The organism is Pseudonocardia sp. Cha107L01 (assembly GCF_052566575.1).
On the sequence record NZ_CP199579.1, the window covers coordinates 9,216,846 to 9,240,145 of the forward strand.

General features: G+C 68.2%; 21 protein-coding genes. 14 read left to right on the forward strand and 7 right to left on the reverse strand.

The genetic code is table 11. The annotated features are described in order from the left end of the window. The first annotated feature begins 94 nt into the window (after positions 1 to 94). Positions 95 to 3,118: an NACHT domain-containing protein gene (locus ACTXG6_RS43355; RefSeq protein ID WP_445185104.1), complete on the forward strand. Its 3,024-nt coding sequence runs from the start codon at positions 95 to 97 to the stop codon at positions 3,116 to 3,118. 2,375 nt (positions 3,119 to 5,493) lie between these two features. On the opposite strand, the gene ACTXG6_RS43360 is transcribed toward ACTXG6_RS43355, so the two are convergent. Together ACTXG6_RS43360 and ACTXG6_RS43365 are read right to left on the reverse strand one after the other, a co-directional pair. Continuing rightward, a complete protein-coding gene (locus ACTXG6_RS43360) occupies positions 5,494 to 6,000 on the reverse strand; it encodes a tyrosine-type recombinase/integrase (RefSeq protein WP_445185105.1) in 507 nt (168 codons plus the stop codon). 27 nt (positions 6,001 to 6,027) lie between these two features. Further along, entirely contained in the window at positions 6,028 to 6,285 is a 258-nt protein-coding gene (locus tag ACTXG6_RS43365; protein ID WP_445185106.1) for a hypothetical protein, read from the reverse strand. Between the two features lie 885 nt (positions 6,286 to 7,170). On the opposite strand from ACTXG6_RS43365, the gene ACTXG6_RS43370 reads away from it, so the two are divergent. The 4 genes from ACTXG6_RS43370 to ACTXG6_RS43385 all read left to right on the forward strand — a co-directional run bounded on the left by ACTXG6_RS43370 (position 7,171) and on the right by ACTXG6_RS43385 (position 9,701). Beyond that, positions 7,171 to 7,518, forward strand: a complete 348-nt coding sequence (locus tag ACTXG6_RS43370) for a helix-turn-helix domain-containing protein (RefSeq protein ID WP_445183379.1) — start codon at positions 7,171 to 7,173, stop codon at positions 7,516 to 7,518. A 14-nt stretch (positions 7,519 to 7,532) separates the two neighbouring features. Next, a complete protein-coding gene (locus ACTXG6_RS43375) occupies positions 7,533 to 8,567 on the forward strand; it encodes a transposase (protein WP_445185107.1) in 1,035 nt (344 codons plus the stop codon). A gap of 169 nt (positions 8,568 to 8,736) precedes the next feature. After that, positions 8,737 to 8,919, forward strand: a complete 183-nt coding sequence (locus tag ACTXG6_RS43380) for a hypothetical protein (RefSeq protein ID WP_445185108.1) — start codon at positions 8,737 to 8,739, stop codon at positions 8,917 to 8,919. A gap of 71 nt (positions 8,920 to 8,990) precedes the next feature. Continuing rightward, entirely contained in the window at positions 8,991 to 9,701 is a 711-nt protein-coding gene (locus ACTXG6_RS43385; RefSeq protein ID WP_445185109.1) for a hypothetical protein, read from the forward strand. Between the two features lie 50 nt (positions 9,702 to 9,751). Here ACTXG6_RS43385 and ACTXG6_RS43390 read toward each other — a convergent pair whose 3' ends face one another. Then, complete coding sequence (locus tag ACTXG6_RS43390; protein ID WP_445185110.1) at positions 9,752 to 9,910, reverse strand: hypothetical protein; 159 nt, start codon at positions 9,908 to 9,910, stop codon at positions 9,752 to 9,754. A 140-nt stretch (positions 9,911 to 10,050) separates the two neighbouring features. Here ACTXG6_RS43390 and ACTXG6_RS43395 point away from each other — a divergent pair, with 140 nt between their 5' ends. Further along, the gene (locus ACTXG6_RS43395) at positions 10,051 to 11,244 is read left to right on the forward strand and encodes a PucR family transcriptional regulator (protein WP_445185111.1); all 1,194 of its coding nucleotides are present in this window, start codon (positions 10,051 to 10,053) and stop codon (positions 11,242 to 11,244) included. Here the strand turns inward: ACTXG6_RS43395 and ACTXG6_RS43400 are convergent. The 4 genes from ACTXG6_RS43400 to ACTXG6_RS43415 all read right to left on the reverse strand — a co-directional run bounded on the left by ACTXG6_RS43400 (position 11,241) and on the right by ACTXG6_RS43415 (position 15,596). Then, positions 11,241 to 12,716, reverse strand: coding sequence for a UbiD family decarboxylase (locus ACTXG6_RS43400; protein WP_445185112.1), 1,476 nt, complete (start codon positions 12,714 to 12,716; stop codon positions 11,241 to 11,243). The genes ACTXG6_RS43395 and ACTXG6_RS43400 overlap by 4 nt on opposite strands. Beyond that, a complete protein-coding gene (locus ACTXG6_RS43405; protein WP_445185113.1) occupies positions 12,716 to 13,303 on the reverse strand; it encodes a UbiX family flavin prenyltransferase in 588 nt (195 codons plus the stop codon). Before ACTXG6_RS43405 ends, ACTXG6_RS43400 begins: the two co-directional genes overlap by 1 nt. A 68-nt stretch (positions 13,304 to 13,371) precedes the next feature. Continuing rightward, entirely contained in the window at positions 13,372 to 14,589 is a 1,218-nt protein-coding gene (locus ACTXG6_RS43410) for an acyl-CoA dehydrogenase family protein (RefSeq protein WP_445185114.1), read from the reverse strand. 224 nt (positions 14,590 to 14,813) lie between these two features. Next, positions 14,814 to 15,596, reverse strand: coding sequence for a TetR/AcrR family transcriptional regulator (locus ACTXG6_RS43415; RefSeq protein ID WP_445185115.1), 783 nt, complete (start codon positions 15,594 to 15,596; stop codon positions 14,814 to 14,816). 157 nt (positions 15,597 to 15,753) lie between these two features. Here ACTXG6_RS43415 and ACTXG6_RS43420 point away from each other — a divergent pair, with 157 nt between their 5' ends. The 8 genes from ACTXG6_RS43420 to ACTXG6_RS43455 all read left to right on the forward strand — a co-directional run bounded on the left by ACTXG6_RS43420 (position 15,754) and on the right by ACTXG6_RS43455 (position 23,257). Further along, positions 15,754 to 17,214, forward strand: coding sequence for an NAD(P)/FAD-dependent oxidoreductase (locus ACTXG6_RS43420; protein WP_445185116.1), 1,461 nt, complete (start codon positions 15,754 to 15,756; stop codon positions 17,212 to 17,214). Beyond that, positions 17,211 to 18,299, forward strand: a complete 1,089-nt coding sequence (locus ACTXG6_RS43425; protein WP_445185117.1) for a carbon-nitrogen hydrolase family protein — start codon at positions 17,211 to 17,213, stop codon at positions 18,297 to 18,299. Before ACTXG6_RS43420 ends, ACTXG6_RS43425 begins: the two co-directional genes overlap by 4 nt. Before the next feature lie 39 nt (positions 18,300 to 18,338). Then, positions 18,339 to 19,508, forward strand: a complete 1,170-nt coding sequence (locus ACTXG6_RS43430; protein ID WP_445185118.1) for an SRPBCC family protein — start codon at positions 18,339 to 18,341, stop codon at positions 19,506 to 19,508. A 5-nt stretch (positions 19,509 to 19,513) separates the two neighbouring features. After that, positions 19,514 to 20,317 carry an SDR family oxidoreductase gene (locus tag ACTXG6_RS43435; RefSeq protein WP_445185119.1) on the forward strand — a complete coding sequence of 268 codons (804 nt, stop codon included), beginning with the start codon at positions 19,514 to 19,516 and terminating at the stop codon, positions 20,315 to 20,317. A 1-nt stretch (position 20,318) separates the two neighbouring features. Next, positions 20,319 to 21,401 carry a phosphotransferase family protein gene (locus ACTXG6_RS43440; protein ID WP_445185120.1) on the forward strand — a complete coding sequence of 361 codons (1,083 nt, stop codon included), beginning with the start codon at positions 20,319 to 20,321 and terminating at the stop codon, positions 21,399 to 21,401. Between the two features lie 23 nt (positions 21,402 to 21,424). Next, complete coding sequence (locus ACTXG6_RS43445; protein ID WP_445185121.1) at positions 21,425 to 21,622, forward strand: ferredoxin; 198 nt, start codon at positions 21,425 to 21,427, stop codon at positions 21,620 to 21,622. Positions 21,623 to 21,636: 14 nt separating this feature from the next. Beyond that, positions 21,637 to 21,966: a hypothetical protein gene (locus ACTXG6_RS43450; protein ID WP_445185122.1), complete on the forward strand. Its 330-nt coding sequence runs from the start codon at positions 21,637 to 21,639 to the stop codon at positions 21,964 to 21,966. Positions 21,967 to 22,027: 61 nt separating this feature from the next. Then, a complete protein-coding gene (locus tag ACTXG6_RS43455; protein ID WP_445185123.1) occupies positions 22,028 to 23,257 on the forward strand; it encodes an NAD(P)/FAD-dependent oxidoreductase in 1,230 nt (409 codons plus the stop codon). Positions 23,258 to 23,300: the final 43 nt, after the last annotated feature.

Genomic DNA, 23,300 nt, shown 5'->3' on the forward strand with positions numbered 1-23,300 from the left:
CGGGGCGTGCGGCCCGAAACTGGACCGCCCGGGCCATAACAGCCTCGATGGCTGACCGGCGCTCTACGCTTGCTCCGTGGCATCAGTCCAACCCGTGAAGAACACGAGTGGCGGCGGTTTCACCTACGAGGACCAGGTGGGCGCGTACCTAGCAGCAGCCCTGCTCGCAGACTCGCACGTCCTCGACGTCGAACTGGGTCCACCCTTTCGTATCGACTTCCAGACCGCGGTCGACGGCTGGCGACTCGATGACGTCCTGATCCACTTCTCGACTCCATCCGGAACCTCACGATGGTGCGTGTCCGTCAAGAGCGGGGCCTACTTCGCGGGCGCCGCGCCGTCTGACCTCAACCAGAGGCTCTGGGCGGAACTCGCGCAGCAGTCAGGATCACCTTTCGACGAACAGCAGGATCTGTTCGGGCTCATCACCCCACCCCTGGAGCAGGGCTCGTATGCTGACCTGCACGAGCTCATCCGGATATCCCGGAACCAGGATCTTTCCGAGGTCAACTCGCGCGTCATGACCACGGGCTACTCGGGTGGGGCCCGCCAGGCGATGTGGACGAGTTTCGCGGCACCTGCCACGCTCGGCCTCGATCCCACCACCAGCGGCTCGCCGGCCCGGGTACTCAAGCGTCTTCGCTGCATGGGGCTCGACTTTGCGTTCTCCCCGTCCCGATCGGAGGCGGACGCGACGCGATTATGCGCCGACTCTCTCCGGGATCGATCGCAAGCAGTCGCCTTGTGGACCGCCCTGCTCGCGGAAGTCGCTCGAGTTCGGACAGCAGGTGGCTACCTCGACGCTGACAAGCTCATCGCGAAGCTGGGCGGCGGTTTCGATCTGCGGCAGGACACGAGCCGGAGGAGAAAAGAGATCTCACTCCTCAATCGCCGATGTGTGGCTCGGCTGGTCGAGCGCTGGCTGGCGGCCGGCGCGTCGGCGGCCGTGGCCTCCCGGTTCGCCCACGACGCTTCGGTCGGTGCCCGGGACCTGTCGCTACCAAACAGCGGCGTAGTCGCATTGTGCGGCGAGTTCGGGACCGGCAAGTCGGTGGCTGCCGAGCGGATTCATCAGCGGGACATCGCTGCACACCTATCGGATCCGACCCGGCCCGTTCCCATTTTCGTGACCGCGCGCGACATAGCCGGCGGCCTTGAGACCGAGGTCCGCAACCTGACATCTAGGTGGGCGGACGTGGACCGTTGTGGCGTCGCCCTCATAATCGATGATCTTGACGAATTGGGGGTTCCGGAGGCGGACAAGCTGCTGCATCAAGCACGGGTCCTATGCCGGACGCTGCCGAACTCTCGCGTGGTCGTGACGACCAGGCCGCTCTTGTTCTTGCGCTCAGAGGAGCAGGTGGCTGTTCCGGTCCTCACCGCGGCTGCGGTACAGGATCTCGCTGATCTGTTCAGCGGTAGTCGAAATCTTCTGTGGAAGCTGAGTCCGCCGGCCGCCGAGGCCGTTCGCCGTCCGCTGTTCGCTATCGTCGCGCTTGCGCGCCTCAGTCAGAGCGCAGACGTCCCGTCAAGCCCGGCGCACATGCTGCAAGCTCTTGTTGAGCATGCCCTGCGGTCCGCACCGCAGGGGTCGTTTGACCTGCTGGCGCACGCCGCAGTGAGGAGCCTCGGTACTAGGAAGCGGATGACTGTGAACGAGGTCGGCGGTCCAGACGTCGCCTCCTCGCTCACTCACACCCGGCTGGTCGTGCAAGAAGGTCGTTCCTTGCGGTTCGCCCTTCCCGTGATCGAGCAGTACTTCGCCGCGCAAGCTCTCCTACGCGAGGAGTCCTCCGCCAACGTCTCGCTCGAGAGCATGGATGATTTCGAGGCCTGGCGTTGGGCATACGTCATTGCGGCCGGCTTCGGCGACGCGGACGACGTGGACAGACTCATCGAGCGCCTCGGCGACCGGTGGCCGGGGGCAGCGATTTGGGTGACGACTCAAGCGGTCTCCAGCGGGCTCGCCATCGAAGAGGCGCCGGAGAGCGACATACCTGGCGCTCACGAGTTCGCCCTTCGGATACGGCGAGCGCTCACAGCGCTCACGGCGTGGCTGCCTGACGCTTCAGCCCAGACGAAACTAGTCGACTCTGACCATAGAGTCGTGACGGTAGGAACCCGGGTCGCCGGCGGGTGGCTCACCGCCGGGAACGTGCTGGGCTGCGACCAGGACACGGTCGAGTTCGATGCTGACATTGATCCGTTGGCCCCTGACAACTCTTGGGACACACCGATTCTTACAAGGTCCCGCATTCGTGCTTACGAGCCGTCGTGGACCTGGTCACTGGCGCGCGGATGGCTCGCCTCCTCACTGGAGGGATCCCTGAAGGCCCGTCGGCTCGGGAGCTCGCCGACGAGCCCGCTCGCCGAGGAACGGTCCTGGCACCTCACTCGATGCTTGGTCGGGGACCGCGGCCGAGCTCATCGGCCGGTTGATGCAGCCGCGATAGTCCGGGAAGGGCAGGTTCTCATCGAGTCACTGGGGGCTGCCGATCTGACATCGACCGTCGGCTTCGACCGCGGAACGGTGAGGTTTACGCTCGGCGAGATCGTGACGCTGGTGAGCCAAGCGGAATCGCAGAACGGGCCCTTCGTACGACCATGCCGGGCTCCTGACGTGGTCAGCTTCGGTGATGGTTCGGTGTCGCGCACGTACAGCGACGGTGCACTCCTTGAACTAGCCACGGAGATCTATTCCGCCGCCCTTCGCGGGTACGAGGAGATCATCGGAAGATGGTTCCCCCAGCTGAGTCCAACTCTAGGCTGGGCGTCGGTCGCCCCTATTCGATTGGACATCACGCTGATCCCGGCAGCCGACGGCCGAGAGCCACGCTTCATCGTTCACGAGTCGGCGGCAGAGTCGGTTCAGGACGCAGGGGTGTACCCGAGGCGGGGGTCGCGTCCAGATATCGACCGGTTCTGGAGTGGCACTGATCTTCAACGGCCCGAATCGACTGCTGCGCTCCGGCCGGGCTCCGGTGGGTGGCACAGTCTCTCGGGACACTTCGGAGCAGTGGACCTCTTCAGCGACACACCGGCCACCGATCTGGCCTATGAGTGGGTCTGGCGAGACCTCCACGGGATCGGCCTGGTGGGCAGACTACCCGTAAACTAGCCGAGTTCGCGTACGCGCACGAGGTGCTGGGTCAGCACCTTGCGGGTGCCGTGACCACCGGTGAGCATCTTCCATGCGTTTTCAAGCGCGCCCTCCCTGCCGGCAGGCCTTTTGGGAGGACACGCACCGGTGGAGCGCAGGCTCCTGCGCCGCTGCATCGGGCGCGCAGTCGTCTTGAGAAGGACTCGCCACTCCTCACCGGTTCCGAAAGTACCGTCGTGCCAGTTGCAGGACCGCTTACTTGGCCACCGGCGAGCCTCGCCTCGACGGCGCCAGTAACTCGACGAACAGCTTGCTCCTTGGTGGAAGTCGCCGCGCTTGCCTCTGCCAGACAGGGCTCATGACAGACCATTCTACCTAGTCCACCGCTGACGATCTGGACTCGCCAGATATGCGACCAGCGCCGAATGTCGGAAAACGAAGACCGCGCCCTGCTGTCGCAGCATGTTCTTATCGCAAGCTTCTTCTAGAAACCTCATAATCTTAAATGGCGTCCTCCTTGTAACACCGAGCCAGACTTGAGTTATTGCGAATGGATACCAGCTGGGCGTGTCTGTACGGGACGAGACGAATGCAATGCCATAGACGATACCGGCTAGAATACCCACCGCAGCTGCAACCGCGAGGCCTACATGACTCACCAGCGCAAGAGATGAGCTGGCTCCGAGAATCAGAACAAGGCCACCGGCGGATGTTTGAATCACAGCCGATGTCCGATCCTGACTTAATGTCGACCTAGGACTAGCAGCTTCCAACAAGTTCGAGCGAGTCTCGACCAGAGTCCGCACGAGAAGCGCCAGTGTCACCGTAAGGCCGCCAACCAATCCTAAACTAAGAGCCGTGTACGGCCCGAGGTAAGCAAAGCAGGCAAGGTCAATTAGCGAGACCACACTTATGCCATAAAACAATGCTGACTTGACCTGGTCAGACTTGCCGTTAAGAACCAGACGAACCTGCGATGGATCCTGGCGTCGCCAAGATTGCTTCGCGCCAGGAATCCCGCCTAGAACGCCGACCACAACCGCCACTCCGAGGCCGTACGAGATCCCCGAGCGCAGATCCTTAGCAATAGCCATTCCAATTCCGACCGCAAGTCCGAGAGGCACTCCGAACGGGAGGCCTCCCAACATTGCAAATATCCAACGCGGGGTTTCCCGCTTCAGCATCCACCACTCAAGCTCTCCCGTTCCGGCGCGATTCACATAGTCAGCGAAGTTGCGCAACCATCTTTCCGCTCTCTGAGTCTTCGAGGGATAAACGCTAGAGACATAGGCTTCTATCAGGAAGCGCTCGATGGCGCCGTCATTCCTTAACAGGTCAACAGTGGCAAGCTCAGCCGGCTCTCCGGAGGCAGGTGTTTCATAGATTCTGCGCTAATTGGCCTTCCGGAGCCTCCTGAACACGATCGAAAACCGGGACCCACCGACCTGTAGGCCTACGGCTCGTAGCGTCTGTTAGATACTGCAAGGCAGCATCGATCTCTACAGGCAAGAGCCTAACGGTTCGAGTGCGAGAAAGGAGCCGCCCAAGCGATCTAATCGCACTATCGAAGGCAGCCGGCTGGCTAGTTAGGATGAATTGCAGGTGGGACGGACTCTCATTTAGACTCATCAAAGCTGCAACTTGATGGCTGGCCGAGATCTCGTCAAAACCATCAAGGATCGGAACAACCCTGCCCGTGTCCACCAGAGATCGCGCTATCGAAGAACTGCTACCGTCGACTGCCTTTACTGGATTTCGCAGCAGAGGCAGCGTCTCCTCAAGCTTCCGCGAAATAAATTCTTCGACAGACTCGGCGGGTAGGCGCCACGACCTGACCGCGAGCGGAACCATCACCGAGGTCCCGCCGGATATGCTTCTGTGTTCTTTGCAGATCAGCCCAGAAATTATTGTCTTGCCGGAGCCCACCCCACCCAAAACTATCGTTCGCATAGGGCCCTTCAAGACCGCATCATACAATTCAGCGAGCTCGCCGCTCGAGACTGCATTCGAAGAATGCGGGTCACCGTCTTCAATCTTGAAGCCAACTGGAATCGGATAGGGGTCACTAATCTTGCCAATCTTTTCTTGCCTTCCCCACTCTTTCAGTTGCCAATCGCTCACGGCATTCAAGCTAGATCCATAGTTCAGAGTACTGATAGGCCCGTCCTTGAGTGCCCGAGGACCCGCCCATCGCCAAGCGCCAATTACGAGCAATAAGAACGCTATGAGAAATTGTCCAATGGAAGAGAAATCGACTTGCTTCTGCGAACTGAAATTTAGGCCAAGATAGCCTACTCCTACGCAGCCGACCGCTGTTGCAAGGAGAACCACGAGAGCAACAACCCGTTTCATGCCGCGAGGATGGCACAAGTGGACGGCTGTGTATAGAAGAGTCAGCTCCGTGAGCTAGGCGGCTGCCCCAAGCGGTACTGATCGGCCGGACGCTTCAACCGGCCCATCAGTACCTCAGCGGCGCGGCGATCAGCTCCGCTAGCGAAGGCGGAATAGACTGGAAGCGTCGTTGCTCCACCTCCGCCGTGCCCCAGGCGGCCGGCCACCGTCCGGAGGTCAACGCCGGCTGTCAGTAGCTCGGTCGCGGAGTAATGGCGAAGCGCATGCAGGTGGCTGTCGATCCCAAGACGGGCGCATATGTCCGAGTAGCGATGGGTGACACGGCTTGGCGAGTAGGGACGATCGTGCAACGGTCGGGCGGAGTAGACAAACGCACCCTTCGTCGGCTCTTCACCTATCTCCATGACCTGATGTCGGTTGCACAAGTGATGCTCGGCGAGGACGTCGACCTTCGCACTGTCCAGAGCAAGGGTGCGGCTCTGGTGGGTCTTCGTGTCTTTATCGATGTCACGTCCCCCGGCGCGCAGCCAGTTTCGGCTGATCTTCACAGTGCCGTTGTCGAGGTCGATCTGACGTCAGCGAAGGCCGGCTAGCTCGGCGCGGCGGAGTCCGGTCACCATGACAAGCCAGGCCGGGGTGCCCCAGCTGGCGTCCTCGGCCCAGGCCGCTTCGATGATCCGGGGTGCCCCGGCTGCGCTGGGCGGGTCCGGCTGGGGCGGCTTACAGCGGGGCTTCTTGGCGAGGTCAGCGGGGTCCGAGGTGATCCAGCCCCAGCGCACGTCAGCGCCGAGGGCGGCGAGGACGTGACTCACCTGCACCCGGACGGGCACCACTCGGAAGCACTTCAAACGCTGGGCCAAAAGCTGGAGCCAGTGATCTGGGTCGAACCGACGACCTATCGCTTACAAGGTAGTCGGTCTGTGTTGACCATGGCCCCTACCAGCAACAACAGTGTCAGGGCCGGAGACGTTGGACGCTGGAATCCACACTGTGCGACATCGTTTCGCACCATATTTGATCCCATGACCTGCCTACGGCAGCGGGTTCTATCAGGACCCTGCGGCCGCTTCGGGCGGTTGACTGACCGACATGCGCGCCGGGAGGATGATCGACGACGACTGGACCAGATGACCCGGCGGATGAGCGAGATCAGCGAGGCGCCGCTGTTCATCGACGACTCGCCGAACCTGATATGCGGCGGCGCGAGCTGGGGCCGCAGCGCGCGCAGCCGAGTCGTTCGTTGCCTTGGGGTGCCGTCTGGCAGCCCTCCGGGATGTCCAGGAGATGGCGCGCACCTCTCCGAGACCTGCTGCGGGAACCAGCCATGTTCAGCCCCGGCCCGACCCTCGTTGTCTAACGACGGTCTCCCCGACACCGAGTCCGCCGTAGTCGAGGCCGCCGGTGCCGGAAGCCGGCCACTCAATCCACGATAAACAGGGCCGCGCCGACCACCACCTTGCCCTGGGGATCCCAACTGGCCAGGCCGATCCCGAACACCAGCGCCCGACTGAACTCACCACCGCTCGTGAATGAATGCCTGGTCGCCGGCGGGCTCACTGCGTGGGGACGAGTCCGCACGCGGTGACTTGGCGACGAACACTCGACGAGCGTCTCCACGTCATCTAGAGTTTCGAACGCATGTTCGATTCAACGCCCGTCTAGTGAGTCAGACTTTCTGGCATGGCCCCGATTTTGGGTCGGTCAGGGAGGATGAGGTCATGAGCCGGTCGAAGGCCCAGCCGCAGTTGCCGATCGAGGACAAGGTCCGGATTGTGTTGGCGGTGCTGGCTGGTGAGGTGACGTTGGCGGAGGCCGCCCGGCGCCATGGCGTGTCTGGGCAGTCGGTGGCGAACTGGCGGGATCGGTTCGTGGAGTCGGGTAAAGCGGGTCTGGACAACCAGCTGCCGGGCGGGGCTGGTCAGGCGGGTTCGCAGACTGAGCGGCGGCTGCGCGCGGAGGCTGAGCAGTTGAAGCTGGCGCTGGCCGAGGCCACGGTGCAGCTGCGGATCTGGCAGAAAGGTGCCGAGTACGTCGATCAGGTCCCTTCATCGACCTCGAGGCACTAAGGGCGGCAGCGGCATTGCCGGTCTCGAGGTTCGCGTCCCTGACCGGCATCCCGGAGCGGACGTATCGTCGCCGGCTCGCGCGGCTGCGTGGCGGTGTGCTGGTGAAGGGGCCGTGGCCGGCGCCGAAGGTGGACGCGGTCGAGGTGCTGGCTGCGAAATACGCCGCTGATTGGCCGGCCTGGGGGCATCGCAAGATCGCCGCGATGATGCGCGCCGACGGTCACGCGGCGTCGACTTCGACCGTGCAACGTGCCTTGCGCCGGCGGGCGCTGCTGCTGCCCCGTGGGTACCGGGCGGATCGCAAGTCGTGGGCGGTGCTGCGCCGGAAGGTGTTCCGGGACCCGCCGACCGAGCGTAATCGGGTCTGGCAGACCGATTTCTCCGAGTTCGAGACCACTGGCGGTGGGATCTGGCGGATCTGCGCGGTGATCGACTACGCGACCAAGTATTGCCTGGCCATCACCGTGACCCCGACCAGCCGGGGCGCCGACGCGCTGGCCTGTCTACAGCAGGCCGTGACTGAGGCCACCCGGCTGACCGGGCTGCCCGATCTGCGTGCCGACCGGGCGGTGATGGACATCCTCGACGCCGCTGACACGATCATCGGGCAGCTCCCGGCGCCGATCGCGGTGGTCTCCGACAACGGGCCGTGTTTCCGCGGTGAAGTGTTCGCTCAGGCCTTCGCCGGTGAGGACCCGCTGCTGCGCCATGTCCGCACTCGGGTCAAGAGCCCGCAGAGCAACGGAGTCGTCGAACGGTTCTTCGGCACCCTGAAATACGAGCACCTCTACCGCGGTGAGATCGGAGACGGTGACGCGCTCTCGGTCGAGGTCCACTGGTTCCGGCAGATCTATAACACCATCCGCCCGCACCAGGCCCTCGGCGACCGCACACCCCGCCAGGCCTACCAACCCTGTGACCTCTCCCCGGCCAGGCTCCCGCCGCCCCTGACCAGCGCCCGGCCCGCAGCCGGTGTCAAGCGCTCTCTGCTGGACACCGGCGAGGACCGGCGCAACATCCACAACGGCGGGAACCTGCCAACTCCTTGACTCAAGACACCCGGGGTGAGTGATGGGGAGCAACTCTCGGTACGACCGAGAACGGCCGGTCCAAGACCGCGAAGCACAGGAGGCTCGCGCCCTGCAGGCGATCAGTGACCTGGTGCGGAGCCGGCCCGAGCTGGTGGTCGGTAGCTCAAGTCGGGGTCAGATGGCGCAGGTGCTGTCTGAGGTGGCGATCGAGTTGAACGCCGGCCGGGCCGTGCCGTTGGGTGTGCGTCGTGCGGTGCGTGGCCTGGCGGACGCGCTGCGCGCCGAGCTGGACCCACGCACCGATCCCTCGGCACGCACCGATCCCTCGGCTGACTCGGACGCGGACCCTGCCGCCGCGTTGAAGTCCTGAGCCGGGCGCATGAGGTGAGTGTTCCGGTGTCGAGTCCGCAGGCTGAACGTTTGGCCCGGGCGCGGAGTGTCTTGCACGGGGCGACCGACGATCTGGGCAAGCACAGCCCGGCGCGCCGGGCCAACGACTCGGTGCCCGGCGCCGGTGTGCTGCCTGTGGCGCCGGCGTTAGCCAAGCTTCTTCCTGACGGTGGCCTACGCCGGGGCAGCACGGTTCGGGTCCGCTCCTCGACGTCGCTGTTGCTGGCCCTGATTGCCGAGGCATCCCGGCAAGAGACGTGGTGCGCGGTCGTGGGGATCCCTGATCTGGGGTTGGTCGCCGCCCACGAGGCCGGGATCGACCTGAGTCGACTGGCGCTCATCCCCAACCCCGGTGCCGACCTGGTCGCGGTCACCGCGGCGCTGCTGGATGGTCTTGATCTCGTCGCGGTAGGCGGCACGCAACAGTTGCGGGCAGGGGACCGGCAACGGTTGACTGCCCGAGCCCGGCAACGCGGCGCCGTCCTAGTGGCCACCGACGACTGGCCAGGCGCCGACGTTGAGCTGGGTCTGACCCCCGGCGGCGAGGGTTGGGACGGTCTCTCCCAGGACGGGCATGGGCGACTGCGTTCTCGCCGTGTCCAGGTTCGAGCTACAGGCCGCGGCGCACAGCATCGCGGCCGCAAGGCCACACTCCTACTCCCTGGGCCCGCTGGCGCGGCCGCGGCAGTGGATTGGTCGCAGACGGCGTCAAGCGCAGACCACACCCGTGTACCGGTTCCGCGTGAACGGCAAGCGGGATGACGGCGAGCGGATCGGAGAATCCCGGCCGTTGCCGGTTTCGCCGTTCGGGCCTATTGATCACCGCCGGGAGGTGAAACTGGCGGATATGGACGACGGGCGGCCGCCGCGTCCAGCTCGCGGTAGCTGAGTACCCGGTTGTCCTGGCGGAGCGCGACGCGGTGCGGGTACTGCGCGCTGGTCTCGGCCAGCACCAACGCAAGGCTGGTCATCGACAGCTCCCGACAGTGGTTCTGACGTGCGAAAACGACACGTAAAGCCTCGTATGAGGCACACGGCCGGTCTACGTTGCGACGGACAGCACCCGGATCCGCGGATTATTCGCGGGAACAAAACGCCTACTCTCGCCCGAATGACGCAGCTGTCGGACTCCGTCGAACTGGTCGTGCGGAGCACCAGGGCGCGGTTACCCGCCCTGCTGGACCGGATGGTCGCCCGCACCCGCTCAGTGATTCCGTTCTATGCGTCGGACGACGGTCCCGATTCGGCCGACCTGCGTGCCTCGTTTCAGAGCAACGTCGACTACGTGCTCGGTGGTCTACTGGGCGGTGACGCCGGTGAGGAGGGCGATCTCGCGGCGCCGACGGCGACCGGTCGGCTGCGCGCCAACCAGGGCGCTCCGCTGGTGGAGATGCTCGCCTCCTACCGGTTGGGCTTCAACGAGGTGTGGCTCGAGCTGGTGGACGTGGCTCGCGGCACGCCGGAGGTCAGTGACACGGTGCTGGTGGAGCTGGCCGGGCAGATGTTCCAGCTCCACCGCCACTACGCCGACGCCTCGGTCAACGGCTACCGCGACGAGTACCGGGAGATCGTCCGCGCCGGCGAGCGGGAGCACAGTGCGCTGGTCGAGGCGGTGCTGGCCGAGTCGACCAGTCCGGGCTCGCTCTGGGAGGCCGCGCACGCCCTGCGCCTCCCGCTGGAGGGTCACTTCCTGATCGTGGTCGCCGAGGCGGCCGAGCTGGGCCACGATCCCCTCCCCCGGGTGGAGCCCGCGCTGTCCGCGCTGGACGTGAGCTCGGTGTGGCGGCTGCTGCCTGATCAGTCGGTCGGCGTGCTGTCCCTGCGCCGGGCCACGCAGGCGGCGAGCGTGCTGGACAGCCTGAGCCACCGCGCCCAGACCCGAATCGGGGTGAGTCCGATGTTCACCCAGCTGCGCCAGGCGAGCCGGGGGCTCAGGCTTGCCAGGCTCGCGATGGAGCACCAGTCGCCGGGGGCCGGCGTCGAGCAGTTCCGCGACAGCCCGCTGTCGATGCTGGTGGCCTCGGCGCCGGGCGCCGCGATCGAAGCCGCCCGATCCGTACTCAGCGGCCTGCTCACACTGCGTGAGGACGACCGCGACCTGCTGCTCAGCACACTGCTGGCGTGGCTGGACGCGGACGGCTCGGCGAACGCCGCCGGGGCGGCGCTGTTCTGCCACCCGAACACGGTGCGCTACCGGTTGCGGCGCATCGAGGAGTCCACCGGCCATTCACTCGCCGCGCCGGCCCAGCTGGCCGAACTGGTCACCGCCGTGCGCGCCTGGTCAGAACTGCCCCACCCCGACTAGCGTGCTTCCGCTTCGGCCTCGAGTACTCGGGCGCGCAGGTCAGGCGGATACACGCCCTCGAAGGTGGCCGGTGGCACGCGTCCCTCTCCCACGGCGGGCAGCAGCCCGTCGTGCACCACAATCGAGCCGTGGCCGGCGTGCAGCTCCTCCTCGGTGTAGCACGGGTACCAGGGCATGATCGGGCCCGACCAGCTCTCCTGGCGCAGGGCGGGGTGGATCCGGGTGCCCAGCGCCCAGAGCAGATCCGAGTCGTTGGCCGGGTCGATGTCGTCATCGAGCACGAAGGTGGCCGGACACATCCGGCCGACCCGGCAGCCGTTCATCACCTCACCGATGCGGTGCACGAACTCGGCGGTGTTCACCCCCGGCAGCGACGCTCGCCAGTCCCCGGGCACGGTGATGACCATCCAGTGGCATGCCGTGCCCAGGGGCAGCCACGCGGTGCTGACCGGCAGGCCGGCGCCGCGCAGGGTGGCCACCAGCTCGGCGGATACTCCGGCGGTCGGCGCGAGATGGGAGTCGTCGACCGGGCGGCCGGCCGCGCAGAGCGGCCAGATCGGCGCGTCACGGTAGGTGATCGCCTCGACGCTGAAGACCGGCTGCGGTGAAGTCTCGGCCAAGGCCCAGCCGTGGAACTCCGCGAAGGGGCCTTCGGTGGCGTCCCGGTGCGCCGAGAGATGACCTTCGATGACGACCTCGGCGCCGTAGGGCACGTCGAGGTCGACCGTCTCGCACCGGACGACCTCCACCGGCTCGCCGTAGAGCGCCCCGAGGTACGCGCTCTCGTCCGCGCCGGCGGGCAACGTCATTCCACCGACCACGGCGAGCCCCGGGTCGCCCCCCTGGACCAGGGCGTACGGCATCGGTTCGCCGATCTTCTCCCACTCCTGCCAGATCATCCCGAGGTGCTGTTGGGGCAGCACGAGACCGGTCAGGTGGTAGTTGTCGATCATCATGACCCGGGATATCGACCAGTTGGTCCACCTCCCGTCGGGCGTTCTCGCCACGATCACACCCCAGGTGTTGAGGTAGGGCGCCCCGTCGTTCTGATGGATCAGCGGCCGGGGAAACCGGTCCAGCCGCCCGTCGGCGCCGAGCAGCACGTGGTCCTTGCAGGGCGCCCCGTCCGACGGGACCAGCTTCGGCGCGATCGGGGCGCGGGCTCGCGCCGCGACCAGGCGGTCGACGATGTGGGCCGCCGTCGCGGTATGGGGCAGGCCGAGCGACAGGGCGAGCCGGGCGTAGGGGTGGCCCGGCACGCTGGACAAGGCACCGAGAGCGCCGGCCAGCCGGAACCCCGGGTCGGCGCCGGTGACCGTCTCGAACAGCGGCGCCGGGCGGCGTTGCTCCGTGGAGCGCCGCGTCACGGCCGCGGCCTCGAGATGGGGGTCGACCGGGCGGTCGATGCGCCGCAGGTCGCCCAGTGCCTCCAGCGCGCCCAGATAGCCTCGAAGATCGTTGAGTCTGGTCATCACTCACTCACCGTTCGCAGCTCGGGTGGCCGCCCGGCGGGCATGCCGTCCCACCGCGTGGCCGATTCGACGGGCAGATCCAGCTGATCGAGAATGCGCACCACGATGTGCTCGACGAGGTCGGAGATCGTTCCGGGACGGTTGTAGAAGGCCGGCATCGGCGGCACGATCCGCACACCACGCCTGGCGAGGGCCAGCATGTTCTCCAAATGCCCCTCGCTCAGGGGCATCTCCCTCGGCACCAGCACGAGCCGGCGATGTTCCTTGAGCGTCACGTCGGCGGCCCGCGCGATGAGCCCCTCGGCGTAGCCGGTGCGGATGCCGGCGAGCGTCTTCATGCTGCACGGCACCACGACCATGCCGTCCATCCGGAAGGACCCCGACGAGATGGCCGCGCCCTGGTCGTCCCAGGCATAGACCGCGTCGGCCAGGTCCGCGACCTGGCGCGTCGACCAGCCCGTTTCCAGATGGAGGGTCGCGCGGGCCCAGCGGGACAGCACGAGATGGGTCTCGACGTCGGGACGCTCGTGCAGCATGCGGAGCAGCTCGACACCCAGGATGGCGCCGGTGGCCCCGGTCATGCCCACGACGAGTCGCTGTCTCTTGCTCAACTGTCCTCCGGTTGTTCTCCGGAACAAAAGCTCCCCCGTGACGTTCAGCCGTGCCGCTTGAGCTCCTCGCGGGCGGCCGAGCGCAGGTGGACCTCGTCGGGGCCGTCCGCGATGCGCAGCGCCCTGGCCCACGCGTAGCAGGCGGCCAGGGGGAAGTCGTCGCTCAGTCCGCCCGCGCCGTGCAGCTGGATCGCCCGGTCGAGGATCGTGCAGGTGACCCGGGGCGCCACGACCTTGATCGCGGCGATCTCGCCGCGCGCCGCCCGCGCACCGCCCCGGTCGATCAGCCACGCGGTCTTGAGCACCAGCAGCCGGGCCTGCTCCAGCTCGAGGCGGCTCAGGGCGATCTGCTCACGCACCACGCCCTGGTCGGCCAGCGGCCCGCCGAACGCGGTCCGCGATCTCGCCCGGGCCACCATCAGCGCGAGCGCCCGCTCGGCCATCCCGATCAAGCGCATGCAGTGGTGGATCCGTCCGGGACCCAACCTGGCCTGGGCGATCGCGAACCCGCCGCCCTCCTCACCGAGCAGGCTCGAAACCGGCACCCGCACGTCGGAGAACTCGATCTCCGAGTGCCCGTGCTGGTCCTGGTAGCCGAAGATCGGCAGGTGCCGCCGGACGGTGATGCCCGGGGTATCCCGAGGTACCAGCACCATCGACTGCTGGCGCTGCACCTGGGCGTCCGGGTCGGTCTTGCCCATCACGACAAGGACCGCGCAGCGCGGGTCGGCCGCGCCGGAGATCCACCACTTGCGCCCGTTGATGACGTACTCGGCGTCGGGCCCGGAGCCCTCGCGGCGGATCGAGGTCCGCACGTTGGTGGCGTCGGAGGAGGCCACGTCCGGCTCGGTCATCGCGAACGCCGACCGGATCTCACCGTCCAGCAGCGGGGCGAGCCACTGCTCCTTCTGCTCAGGCGTGCCGAACAGGTGCAGGATCTCCATGTTGCCGGTGTCCGGGGCGGCGCAGTTGATCGCCTCCGGCGCGAGCACCGGTGACCAGCCGGACACCTCGGCGACCTGCGCGTAGTCCAGGTTGGTCAGCTTCGAGACGTCCGGCAGGAACAGGTTCCACAGTCCCCGCGAGCGGGCGTCGGCCTTGAGCTCCGCCAGGACTGGCGGGGTGTCCCACTCCTGGGGAGTGCCCCGCCGCTGCGCCCGCCAGGCGTCGTAGTCGGGTTCGGCGGGCAGCACCGACTCGTCCAGGAACGCGCGCATCCGGTTCGTGTAGTCGACGGCGGTGTCGCTGGGCCCGAAGTCCATGTAGCGACCGTAGGACCGACTCGAAGCCGACGTGTTGTCCCCGGGAACAAATTCGTGTCGTTCAGGTTGGTGGCGACTCCATTGCCGGTGAGTGACGCGAACGACACAGTGCGTGTCGGCGATCACACCGAGCGAGGAGGCAGCGGCGCGAAATGAGGGACGGACCGACGCGGGCGGCCGGGGAGCCGGGGTGTGCCCGGCCACCGCTCGGGCCACCGCTCGAGCTACGGATCGACGAGTGTCGCTCTGGACCGCCCCTGAGCGTCCCGAAACTCGGGGGCGGTCAGGCCTTCGTTGACCAGTCGGCGGCCGAGGCGAATGCAGTCGGCGACCTCGTCGCGGTTGAAGGCCATCCGGTCGGCTCGGACGCTCAGCGCGGCCACCCCGTTCCAGGCCGCCCAGAGGAACCGGGCGGTCAGCAGCGGGTCGAAGGTGGGGTCGGCCTCGCCGCCCGCCATCGCCCGCTCGATCAGGGCCTGGAACTTGCCGATGATTGCCTCCATGGGCCCGCCGACCTGCTCGTCGACCTGGTCCGACTTGGCGGTCTGGCGCTCGACTCCCTGCAGGACGACCGAGCGCAGCACGCTGGGGTGCTCGAGGATCCAGCGCAGGTACAGCTCGCCGACGATCATCACGCGCTGCAGGGGCGAGCAGTCGCGCTCCCCGGCCTGGTCGAGGTAGTCGGACAGCCCGTCGAGCGCTCGCTCGGCCAGCGCCAGGCCCACGCCGTCCTTGCTGCCGAAGTGGTCGTAGATCAGCCCGATGGACACGTTGGCGGCATCGGCCAGATCCTCCATCCGGGGGTCACCGTGCCCGGACTCGACGTAGAGGCGCTCCGCGACGTCCAGCACATGCTCCCGGGTACGCGCCCGTTTGCGCAGCATGCGCGGGGTCGGCTGACGCTTGGGGGCGGCCTGCGCACCGGCCGCCGAGCCGTCGACGGTGGCCGGCTCGACCTCGGTCCCCGCATCGGCGTCCCGGCCTGTCGTGCGATCTGGCGCGTCCAACTGTCACCCCTGCCTGAGGTCGTCGCGGCCGACCGTGGGTGAGCCGCCGCACTGTCCGACCACCATCATAGATCCTGCTTGCAAAAACGAATCCTCTTGCAAAATTAGAGGCTCATTCGCTAATCTGCCGCCAGGCACAGCCAACGAGGGAGGCCTCATGGACGAGCGATGTGACGTGGTGATCGTGGGCAGTCGGCTCGCCGGCGCGACGGCGGCGGCTCACCTGGCCCGCGCGGGGCGGCGGGTGGTGGTCCTGGACCGCTCGCATTTCCCGTCGAACCAGCTGTCCACCCACCTGCTGTTCCCCAGCGGGGTCCACGAGCTGCAGCGGATGGGCGCGCTGGACGGGATCCTCGCCAGCGACCCGGTCAAGTCGCCGTGGTTGTCGCTGCAGATCGAGGACAGCGAGCTCAACGAGCGGTGGCGGCCCAGCGGCCCGATCGACTACTGCATGTGTGTCCCGCGCACCATCCAGGACATCGAGCTGGTCCGGGCGGCTCGCGCGGCCGGCGCCGAGGTGCGCGAGCGGCACCGCTTCCTCGGCGTGGTGTGGCGGGGCGGCCGGGCCAGCGGGGTCCGCTATGCCGGCCCCGACGGCGAAGAACGCACGATCCACGCCGAGCTCGTCGTCGGCGCGGACGGCCGCCGGTCCTCGGTCGCGGCCGCGGTCGGCTCGTTCCGGCCCTACCGCTCCTCCCGCAACGGGCGCGGCCTGGTGTTCCGCTACGGGCAGGACCCGCTGGTGGGTACCCGGGCCGGCGAGACGATCTACCAGTTCTGGGAAGGCGACTCGCTGGGTTTCCTGTTCCCGTCGGCGCCCAGGGGCAAGGCCCTGATGCTGTTCATGGGCGCGGCCGAGGAGGCCTCCCTGGCCAAGTCCGACCCGGAGGGCTACTGGGCGGACAAGATGGCCCGCCACCCGAGGATGGCAGCGCGGGCCGAGGGCATGACCGACCTGACCCCGCTCGCCTCCACCGGCGCCACCAGCGCCTACTTCCGCGCGTCCAGCGGCCCGGGCTGGGCCCTACTCGGCGACGCCGGCCACTTCAAGGACCCGGTCATCGGGCAGGGCCAGCGGGACGCGATGTGGTCGGGCCGGGTCCTGGCCGAGACAACCGCGCCGCTGCTGGCGGACCCGGCCGAGCTGGACCGGGCGCTGCGCCAGTGGGAACAGCGCCGGGACCGCGAGTGCCTGCCCTCCTACCACTTCGGCAACATCGAGACCCGGGTCGAGCCGGTCGCCCCGGTGTTCGCCGAGCTGGTCCGGCGCTCCCCCAGCCACCCCACCCCGGACCTGGGCGACCTGTTCGGTCGCGCGCGGTCCATGCCGCAGGTGCTGAGTCTGACCAGGATGACCGCCGGCCTGCTCGGCGCGATGGCCCGGCCCCACACCGAACGGCCGGAGGGTCTGTCCTTCGAGCACACCGTGCGGGACCTGAAGGTCCACCTGGGCGTGCGCAGGGAGCTGCTGTCCCGTCGGTTCCGCTCCCATGTGCTGGTGTCCGGTTCCGAACACCCCTACGCCGAGCCACCCACCTTCCGGGCCGCCGCGCCGGTCGCCCGCAAGCCCAGTCCCACGCCGAAGCGCACCGCCGCCCCGGAGGAGGTCCCCGCATGAACGCCCAGCCGAAGTCCACCCGCCCGCCCCGGCAGGTCCGGGTCGCGGTGGTGCAGCCGGACCTGCGGGTCGGCGCGGTGGAGGAGAACCTGATCCGGCTGGAGGACCTGGTCCGGGACGCGGTTCGGGTGCACCGGCCGGAGCTGGTGATCCTGCCCGAGTCGGCCAGCTCGCCCACCGTCCACGACCCGAGCCTGGCCAGGGCCGTCCGCCCGGTCGACGGTGCTCCGCTGCAGCTGCTGCGCCACCTGGCCCGCGAGCTGGACGTGGTGATCGGCGGCGGCTTCCTGGCCCACCGAGGCCACGACGCGCGGAACACCTACGCACTCGCCGAGCCGGACGGCGGGGTCCACCTGAGCAACCACGACGGTTCGACGTTCTGGGGCCGCCACTACAGCCGAGGCGCCAGCGCACCCGGCCGCACCGTGCTCGCCGCGCTGGGCGGCGCGCCGGTCGGGGTGGCCTGCGGGTGGGAGTGGGCGCGCACCGACACCGCCCGGCGGCTGCGCCACCGCGTCCAGCTCATGGTCGGCGGCACCTGCTGGCCCTCCTACCCGCTCAACTGGTCGGGCCCGCTGGAGGGGTGGATGCACCGCGAGCACAGCCGCCAGGCACAGCAGGCCCGCGAGCTGCCCGGCCAGCTGGCCCGCCTGCTCGGGGTCCCGGTCGCGCTCGCCGCGCACGTCGGCCCGACCAGCTTCGCCACCCCGCTGGCCGGCCGGCTGCCGTGGGACACCGAGCTACTCGGCGAGTCACAGATCGTGGACCGCGACGGCACCGTGCTGGCCCGCCTGACCAGGGCCGACGGCGAGGCGCACACCGCCGCGACGGTCACCCTGGCCCCGCCCGCCCCGCTGGACCCGCTCGGCGAGCTGGCGTGGATCCCCAACCCGAGCGTCACGACGCGCTCGCTGCGCACCGCGCTGCGGCTGCACGGCACCCTCGCCTACCGGTCGCAACGGCTGCGCGGGCGCCACCACTGGCAGCAGGTCCCCGGGGCCGACCTCGCCGACGAGATCGCGCCCGGCGCACCCGGCGAACAGGCCACGGCCACCAGCGGCCCGAGCGGCACCCGCCCCCGCTGACCAGCACCAGCACCCACCACGACAACGAAGGAGATTCCGTTGACCTCCGTACTGATGGTCGTCTCGGCGGCCACCCACTGGACCCTCGCCGACGGCACCCCACACCCCACCGGGTTCTGGGCCGAGGAGTTCGTCGAGCCGCACCGCATCTTCTCCGCCGCCGGCTGGGACATCTCGGTCGCCACCCCCGGCGGGGTCGCCCCGACTCCTGACCGGCTCAGCCTGGGCCTGGTCGGCGGCCTGCCGGCCAAGACGCGGTCACTGGCCGCCTACCTCGACGAGCACGCCGAGCTGCTGAGCCGGCCGAGGCCCATCGCCGACGTGCACGCGGGCGACTACGACGTCGTGTTCTACCCCGGGGGCCACGGCCCGATGGAGGACCTCGCCGTCGACGAGGCCTCCGGGCGGCTGCTCGCCGCCACATTGCGGTCGGGCACCCTGCTCGCGCTGCTGTGCCACGCGCCGGCCGCCGCGTTCGCCGCCCGCAACCCGGACGGCAGCTGGCCGTTCGCCGGGTATCGGATGACCGGGCTGTCCAACCGGGAGGAATCGGTGAACCGGTTCTCCCGCAAGGCGAAGTGGCTGCTGCAGGACCGGCTGGTCCAGCACGGCGCCCGGTACGTCAAGGGCCCCGTCCCGTTCACCCCGTTCATCACCTCGGACCGGAACCTCTACACCGGGCAGAACCCGGCGTCCTCGGCCGCGCTGGCCCGCCGGCTCGTCTCCGAGATCGGTGACCCGGCGCTGCACGTGAGCGCCAGCCGGGTGGTGGCCGCGCCGCCGGAGGCCGTGTACGCCCTGCTGTCGGACGTGACCAGGATCGGCGAACGCAGCCCGGAGACCCATGGGGCGACCTGGCTGCGGCGGGGCAAGCGGTTCCTCGGCCACAACAAGATCGGGCCGCTGTACCGATGGAGCACCCTGTGCACGGTCACCGAGGCGAACCCGGGCAAGAAGTTCGCCTTCCACGTAGCGTGGCCGTCGCTGTCCACCTGGAGCTACGAGCTGACCCCCGTAGAGAGCGCAGATGGCTCAGAGGGCGGCACGCTGGTCACCGAGACCATGACCAAGCAGCAGCCCCAGTACGCGCCGGTCCGCTGGATCCAGAGCGCGGTCGGCGTACCCGACCGGGGCGCGCACCTGCGCGAGGGCATGCGGGCCACCCTCGACGCGCTGGCCGAGGCCCTCGAACCCGCCCACAGGGGGTAGCGGCGATGTCAGCGACACCGGCCGCCCGCGGCCGACCTCCCGCCGGCTCGAGGAGAACGGCAGTCCGCCGGAACGTACTCATCACCGGCGCCAGCTCCGGCCTCGGCGAAGGCATGGCGCGAGAGTTCGCCGCGCGCGGCCGCAACCTCGCCCTGTGTGCCCGCCGGGCCGACCGGCTGCAGGCGCTGCGCGACGAGCTGCTCGCAGCACACCCCGGACTGCGCATCGGCGTGCGGGCGCTGGACGTCAACGACCACGAGCAGGTGTTCGAGGGCATCCGGCAGCTGCGCGACGAACTGGGTGGGCTCGACCGGGTGGTCGTCAACGCCGGCATCGGCAAGGGCCGCCCGATCGGCACCGGCCGGTTCGGGGTGAACCTGCAGACCGCCAGCACCAACTTCACCGCCGCGCTCGCCCAGTGCGAGGCGGCCGTGGAGATCTTCCGCCAGCAGGGTGCGGGGCATCTCGTCGTCATCTCCTCGATGAGCGCGATGCGCGGCCTGCCCCGTAACCTCACCACCTACGCCGCCAGCAAGGCCGGCGTCAGCGTGCTCGCCGAGGGCATCCGCGCCGAACTGCTCGCCACCCCCATCCGGGTCACCACGATCTTCCCCGGATACATTGCCACCGAGCTGAGCGCCACCGCCGCGCGGACCCCGCTGATCGTGTCCGCCGACAGGGGGGTACGGGCGATGGTGCGCGCCATCGAGGCGGAGCGCGCCACCGCCAAGGTGCCCGCGTGGCCGTGGGTGCCCGCCGGCCTCGCGATGCGGTACCTGCCCCTGCGCATCGTCGCCAGGATGGCCTGACATGGACACCGACCTCAATACCGAGATGAGCGCCGGTGGGACGAGCATCGGTGCTGTCCGGAGCGACGACTCGTTCGACGTCCCACGGGTCGACGCCTGGCTCAAGAGCCGGCTCGACCTGTCCGGTCCACCCACGGTGCGACAGTTCACCGGCGGCGCGTCGAACCTCACCTACCTGTTGCGGTACCCGTCCGGCACGGAGCTCATCCTGCGGCGGCCACCGGCCGGGGCGCCCGCCGCCGCACACGACATGGCCCGCGAGTACCGCGTGCAGGAGCTGCTCAAACCGGTGTTCCCGCACGTCCCGACGATGCGCGCGCTGTGCCGGGACCACTCCGTCCTCGGCTCGGACTTCTACGTCATGGACCGGGTGGCGGGCCTGATCCCGAGGGGCGAGGCACGGCTGGAGCAGCCGCTGGCCCCGGAGAGCTGCCGGGCATTGGCCGAGACGTTCGTCGACACCTTCGCCCAGCTGCACGCGATCGACCCCGACGAGTCGGGGCTGGGCGCGATCGGCAAGGGCGGCGACTACACGGCCCGCCAGGTCGACGGCTGGACCCGCCGCTACACCCGGGCCAGGACCGAAAACACCCCGTCGTTCGAGCGGGTCACCCGGTGGCTGTCGGAGCACCGTCCCTCCGAGCTCGCCTCGTGCGTCGTGCACAACGACTGGCGGCTGGACAACATCGTCCTGGACCCGTCGGATATGAGCGTCGTCGGAGTCCTCGACTGGGAGCTCGCCACCCTCGGCAACCCGCTCATGGACCTCGGCAACGCGATGGCCTACTGGGTGGACGCCGAGGACGACCGCATCGCACTCGCCTACCAGCGCCAACCCAGCAGCCTGCCCGGCATGCTGACCCGCGACGAGATCGTGGATCGCTATCTCGGCCGGACCGGACTCAGCACCCGCGACTGGCCCTTCTACGAGGTATTCGGACTTTTCCGTCTGGCCGGAATCGCCCAACAGATCTACTCCCGGTACCACCACGGCCACACCACTAATCCGGAGTTCCGTGACCTGTGGGTGTTCGTGAACTACCTGAACTGGCGCTGCCAGTCGATCACCAGGAAAAACCCGTAGCACCGGCCCCGAAAGGGAAGAAGATGCGAATCATTCTCGATCAGTCGAAATGCGACGGCCTCGGCATGTGCGAGGCGGAAGCCCCTGACCTGTTCGAGGTTCAGGACGACGGTTCCCTGGTCGTCCTCGACCTCACCCCCGCCGACGACCGCAGGGACGAGGTCGAAGCGGCCTGCGACGCCTGCCCCACCCGGGCCCTGTCGATCGCTGACGCCTCCTGAGGAGGCACGACCTCGTGGAGTTGCGACTGGATCTCCCTGTCGGGCACGACATCATCCCGTTCGAAGAAATACGGCAATTCGTGCGACTCGCCGAACTGGGCGGCGCCGAGCCGTCCGACCCGGTTGTCGGCGTGGCGTCCGATGACGAGAAGAATCCTGAGGCGCTACGCATCGCTGTGCTCGGCCCGAAGGAGTGGACGCCAACAATAACCATCGAGAAAGAGCTAGCGATCCGAATATTGAGCTTGCTGGTTGATATTCGCGGCGGGCAGCCGGACTCCGGGAACCACCTGCCGACAGTGATCGGGCTCACCGAAGAACTCCTGGAATCGATGATCGAGTAAGCACACCCGAGAAGAAAGAGCACAGCATGCACGCGAACCCGAGCTGGGCAGGGCAGACCCGGTGAGCGACCGATTCGTCGTGGTCGGCGGCTCGCTGGCCGGCCTTCGGGCGGCACAGGCGGCGCGGCGCGCCGGCTTTCGCGGACCACTGACCATGATCGGCGGCGAGGCGCACCTGCCCTACGACCGGCCGCCGCTGTCCAAGGATTACCTGGAACCGAACGAGCGGCAGCCCGCCGCGCCGACGTTCCGCACCGAACAGGCGCTGCGCGACGAGCTCGACCTGGACCTGCGCCTGAACACCTGGGCGACCGGGTTGCATCCAGCTCACACCACGCTGACCGTGCACGGCCCGTACGGCGAGGACGAGCTGGACTACCGCTATCTGGTGCTCGCCACCGGCGCGGAGGCCCGGATGCTGCCAGGTGGCGAGCAGCTCGCCGGGGTGCACACCCTCCGCACCCTCGACGACGCCATCGCGGTCCGCACGGCGCTGGACAACGGCGCACGCACCGTGATCGTCGGAGCCGGGTTCATCGGCTCCGAGGTTGCCTCCGCCGCGCGCGTGCGTGGCCTGGACGTGACCGTGCTGGAGGCGCTCCCCGTGCCGCTGGTGCGCTCTGTCGGCGAGGCCATGGGTCGAGCCTGTGCGGCGCTGCACCACGCGCACGGCACCGACCTGCGCTGCGGGGTGAAGGTGACCGACCTGGAAAGCGCCGGCGGCAGGGTGACCGGAGTGACCCTCGATGAGGGCAGCACGATTCCGGCGGAGCTCGTGGTGGTCGGGGCCGGAGTGGCGCCGGGCACGGGCTGGCTGACTGGATCGGCCCTCCGGTTGCATGAGCGCGACAAGGGCATCGTCTGTGACGGGACCCTCTCGACGGGTCTCCCCGGCGTGTACGCGGCCGGCGATGTCGCGCACTTCCCCCATCCACTGTTCGACGGCACGTTGATGCGACTGGAGCACTGGACCAATGCCGCCGAACAAGGTGCGCTGGCCGCCAAGAATGCGCTCAACCCCGACGCGGCGATGCCCGCGACGGCGGTCCCGTACTTCTGGTCGGACTGGTACGGCCGGCGTATCCAGTTCGTCGGCATCCCGCGGGCCGAGGAGATTCGAGTCGTGAGCGAAGAACTGGGCGAAGAGAAGTTCCTGGCCCTCTACCGCGGAGGTGACCGGATCACCGGGTGCATCACCATCGATCGACCCGCGCAGGTGATGAAGTTCCGGCGGATGATCGCCCAGTCAAAGACCTGGGACGAGGCGCTCCACTTCGCCGGCGCCCGCTGAGCAGCCCTGTCCAGGCGCCGAGCCCGCCGATCTACCCGTCCAT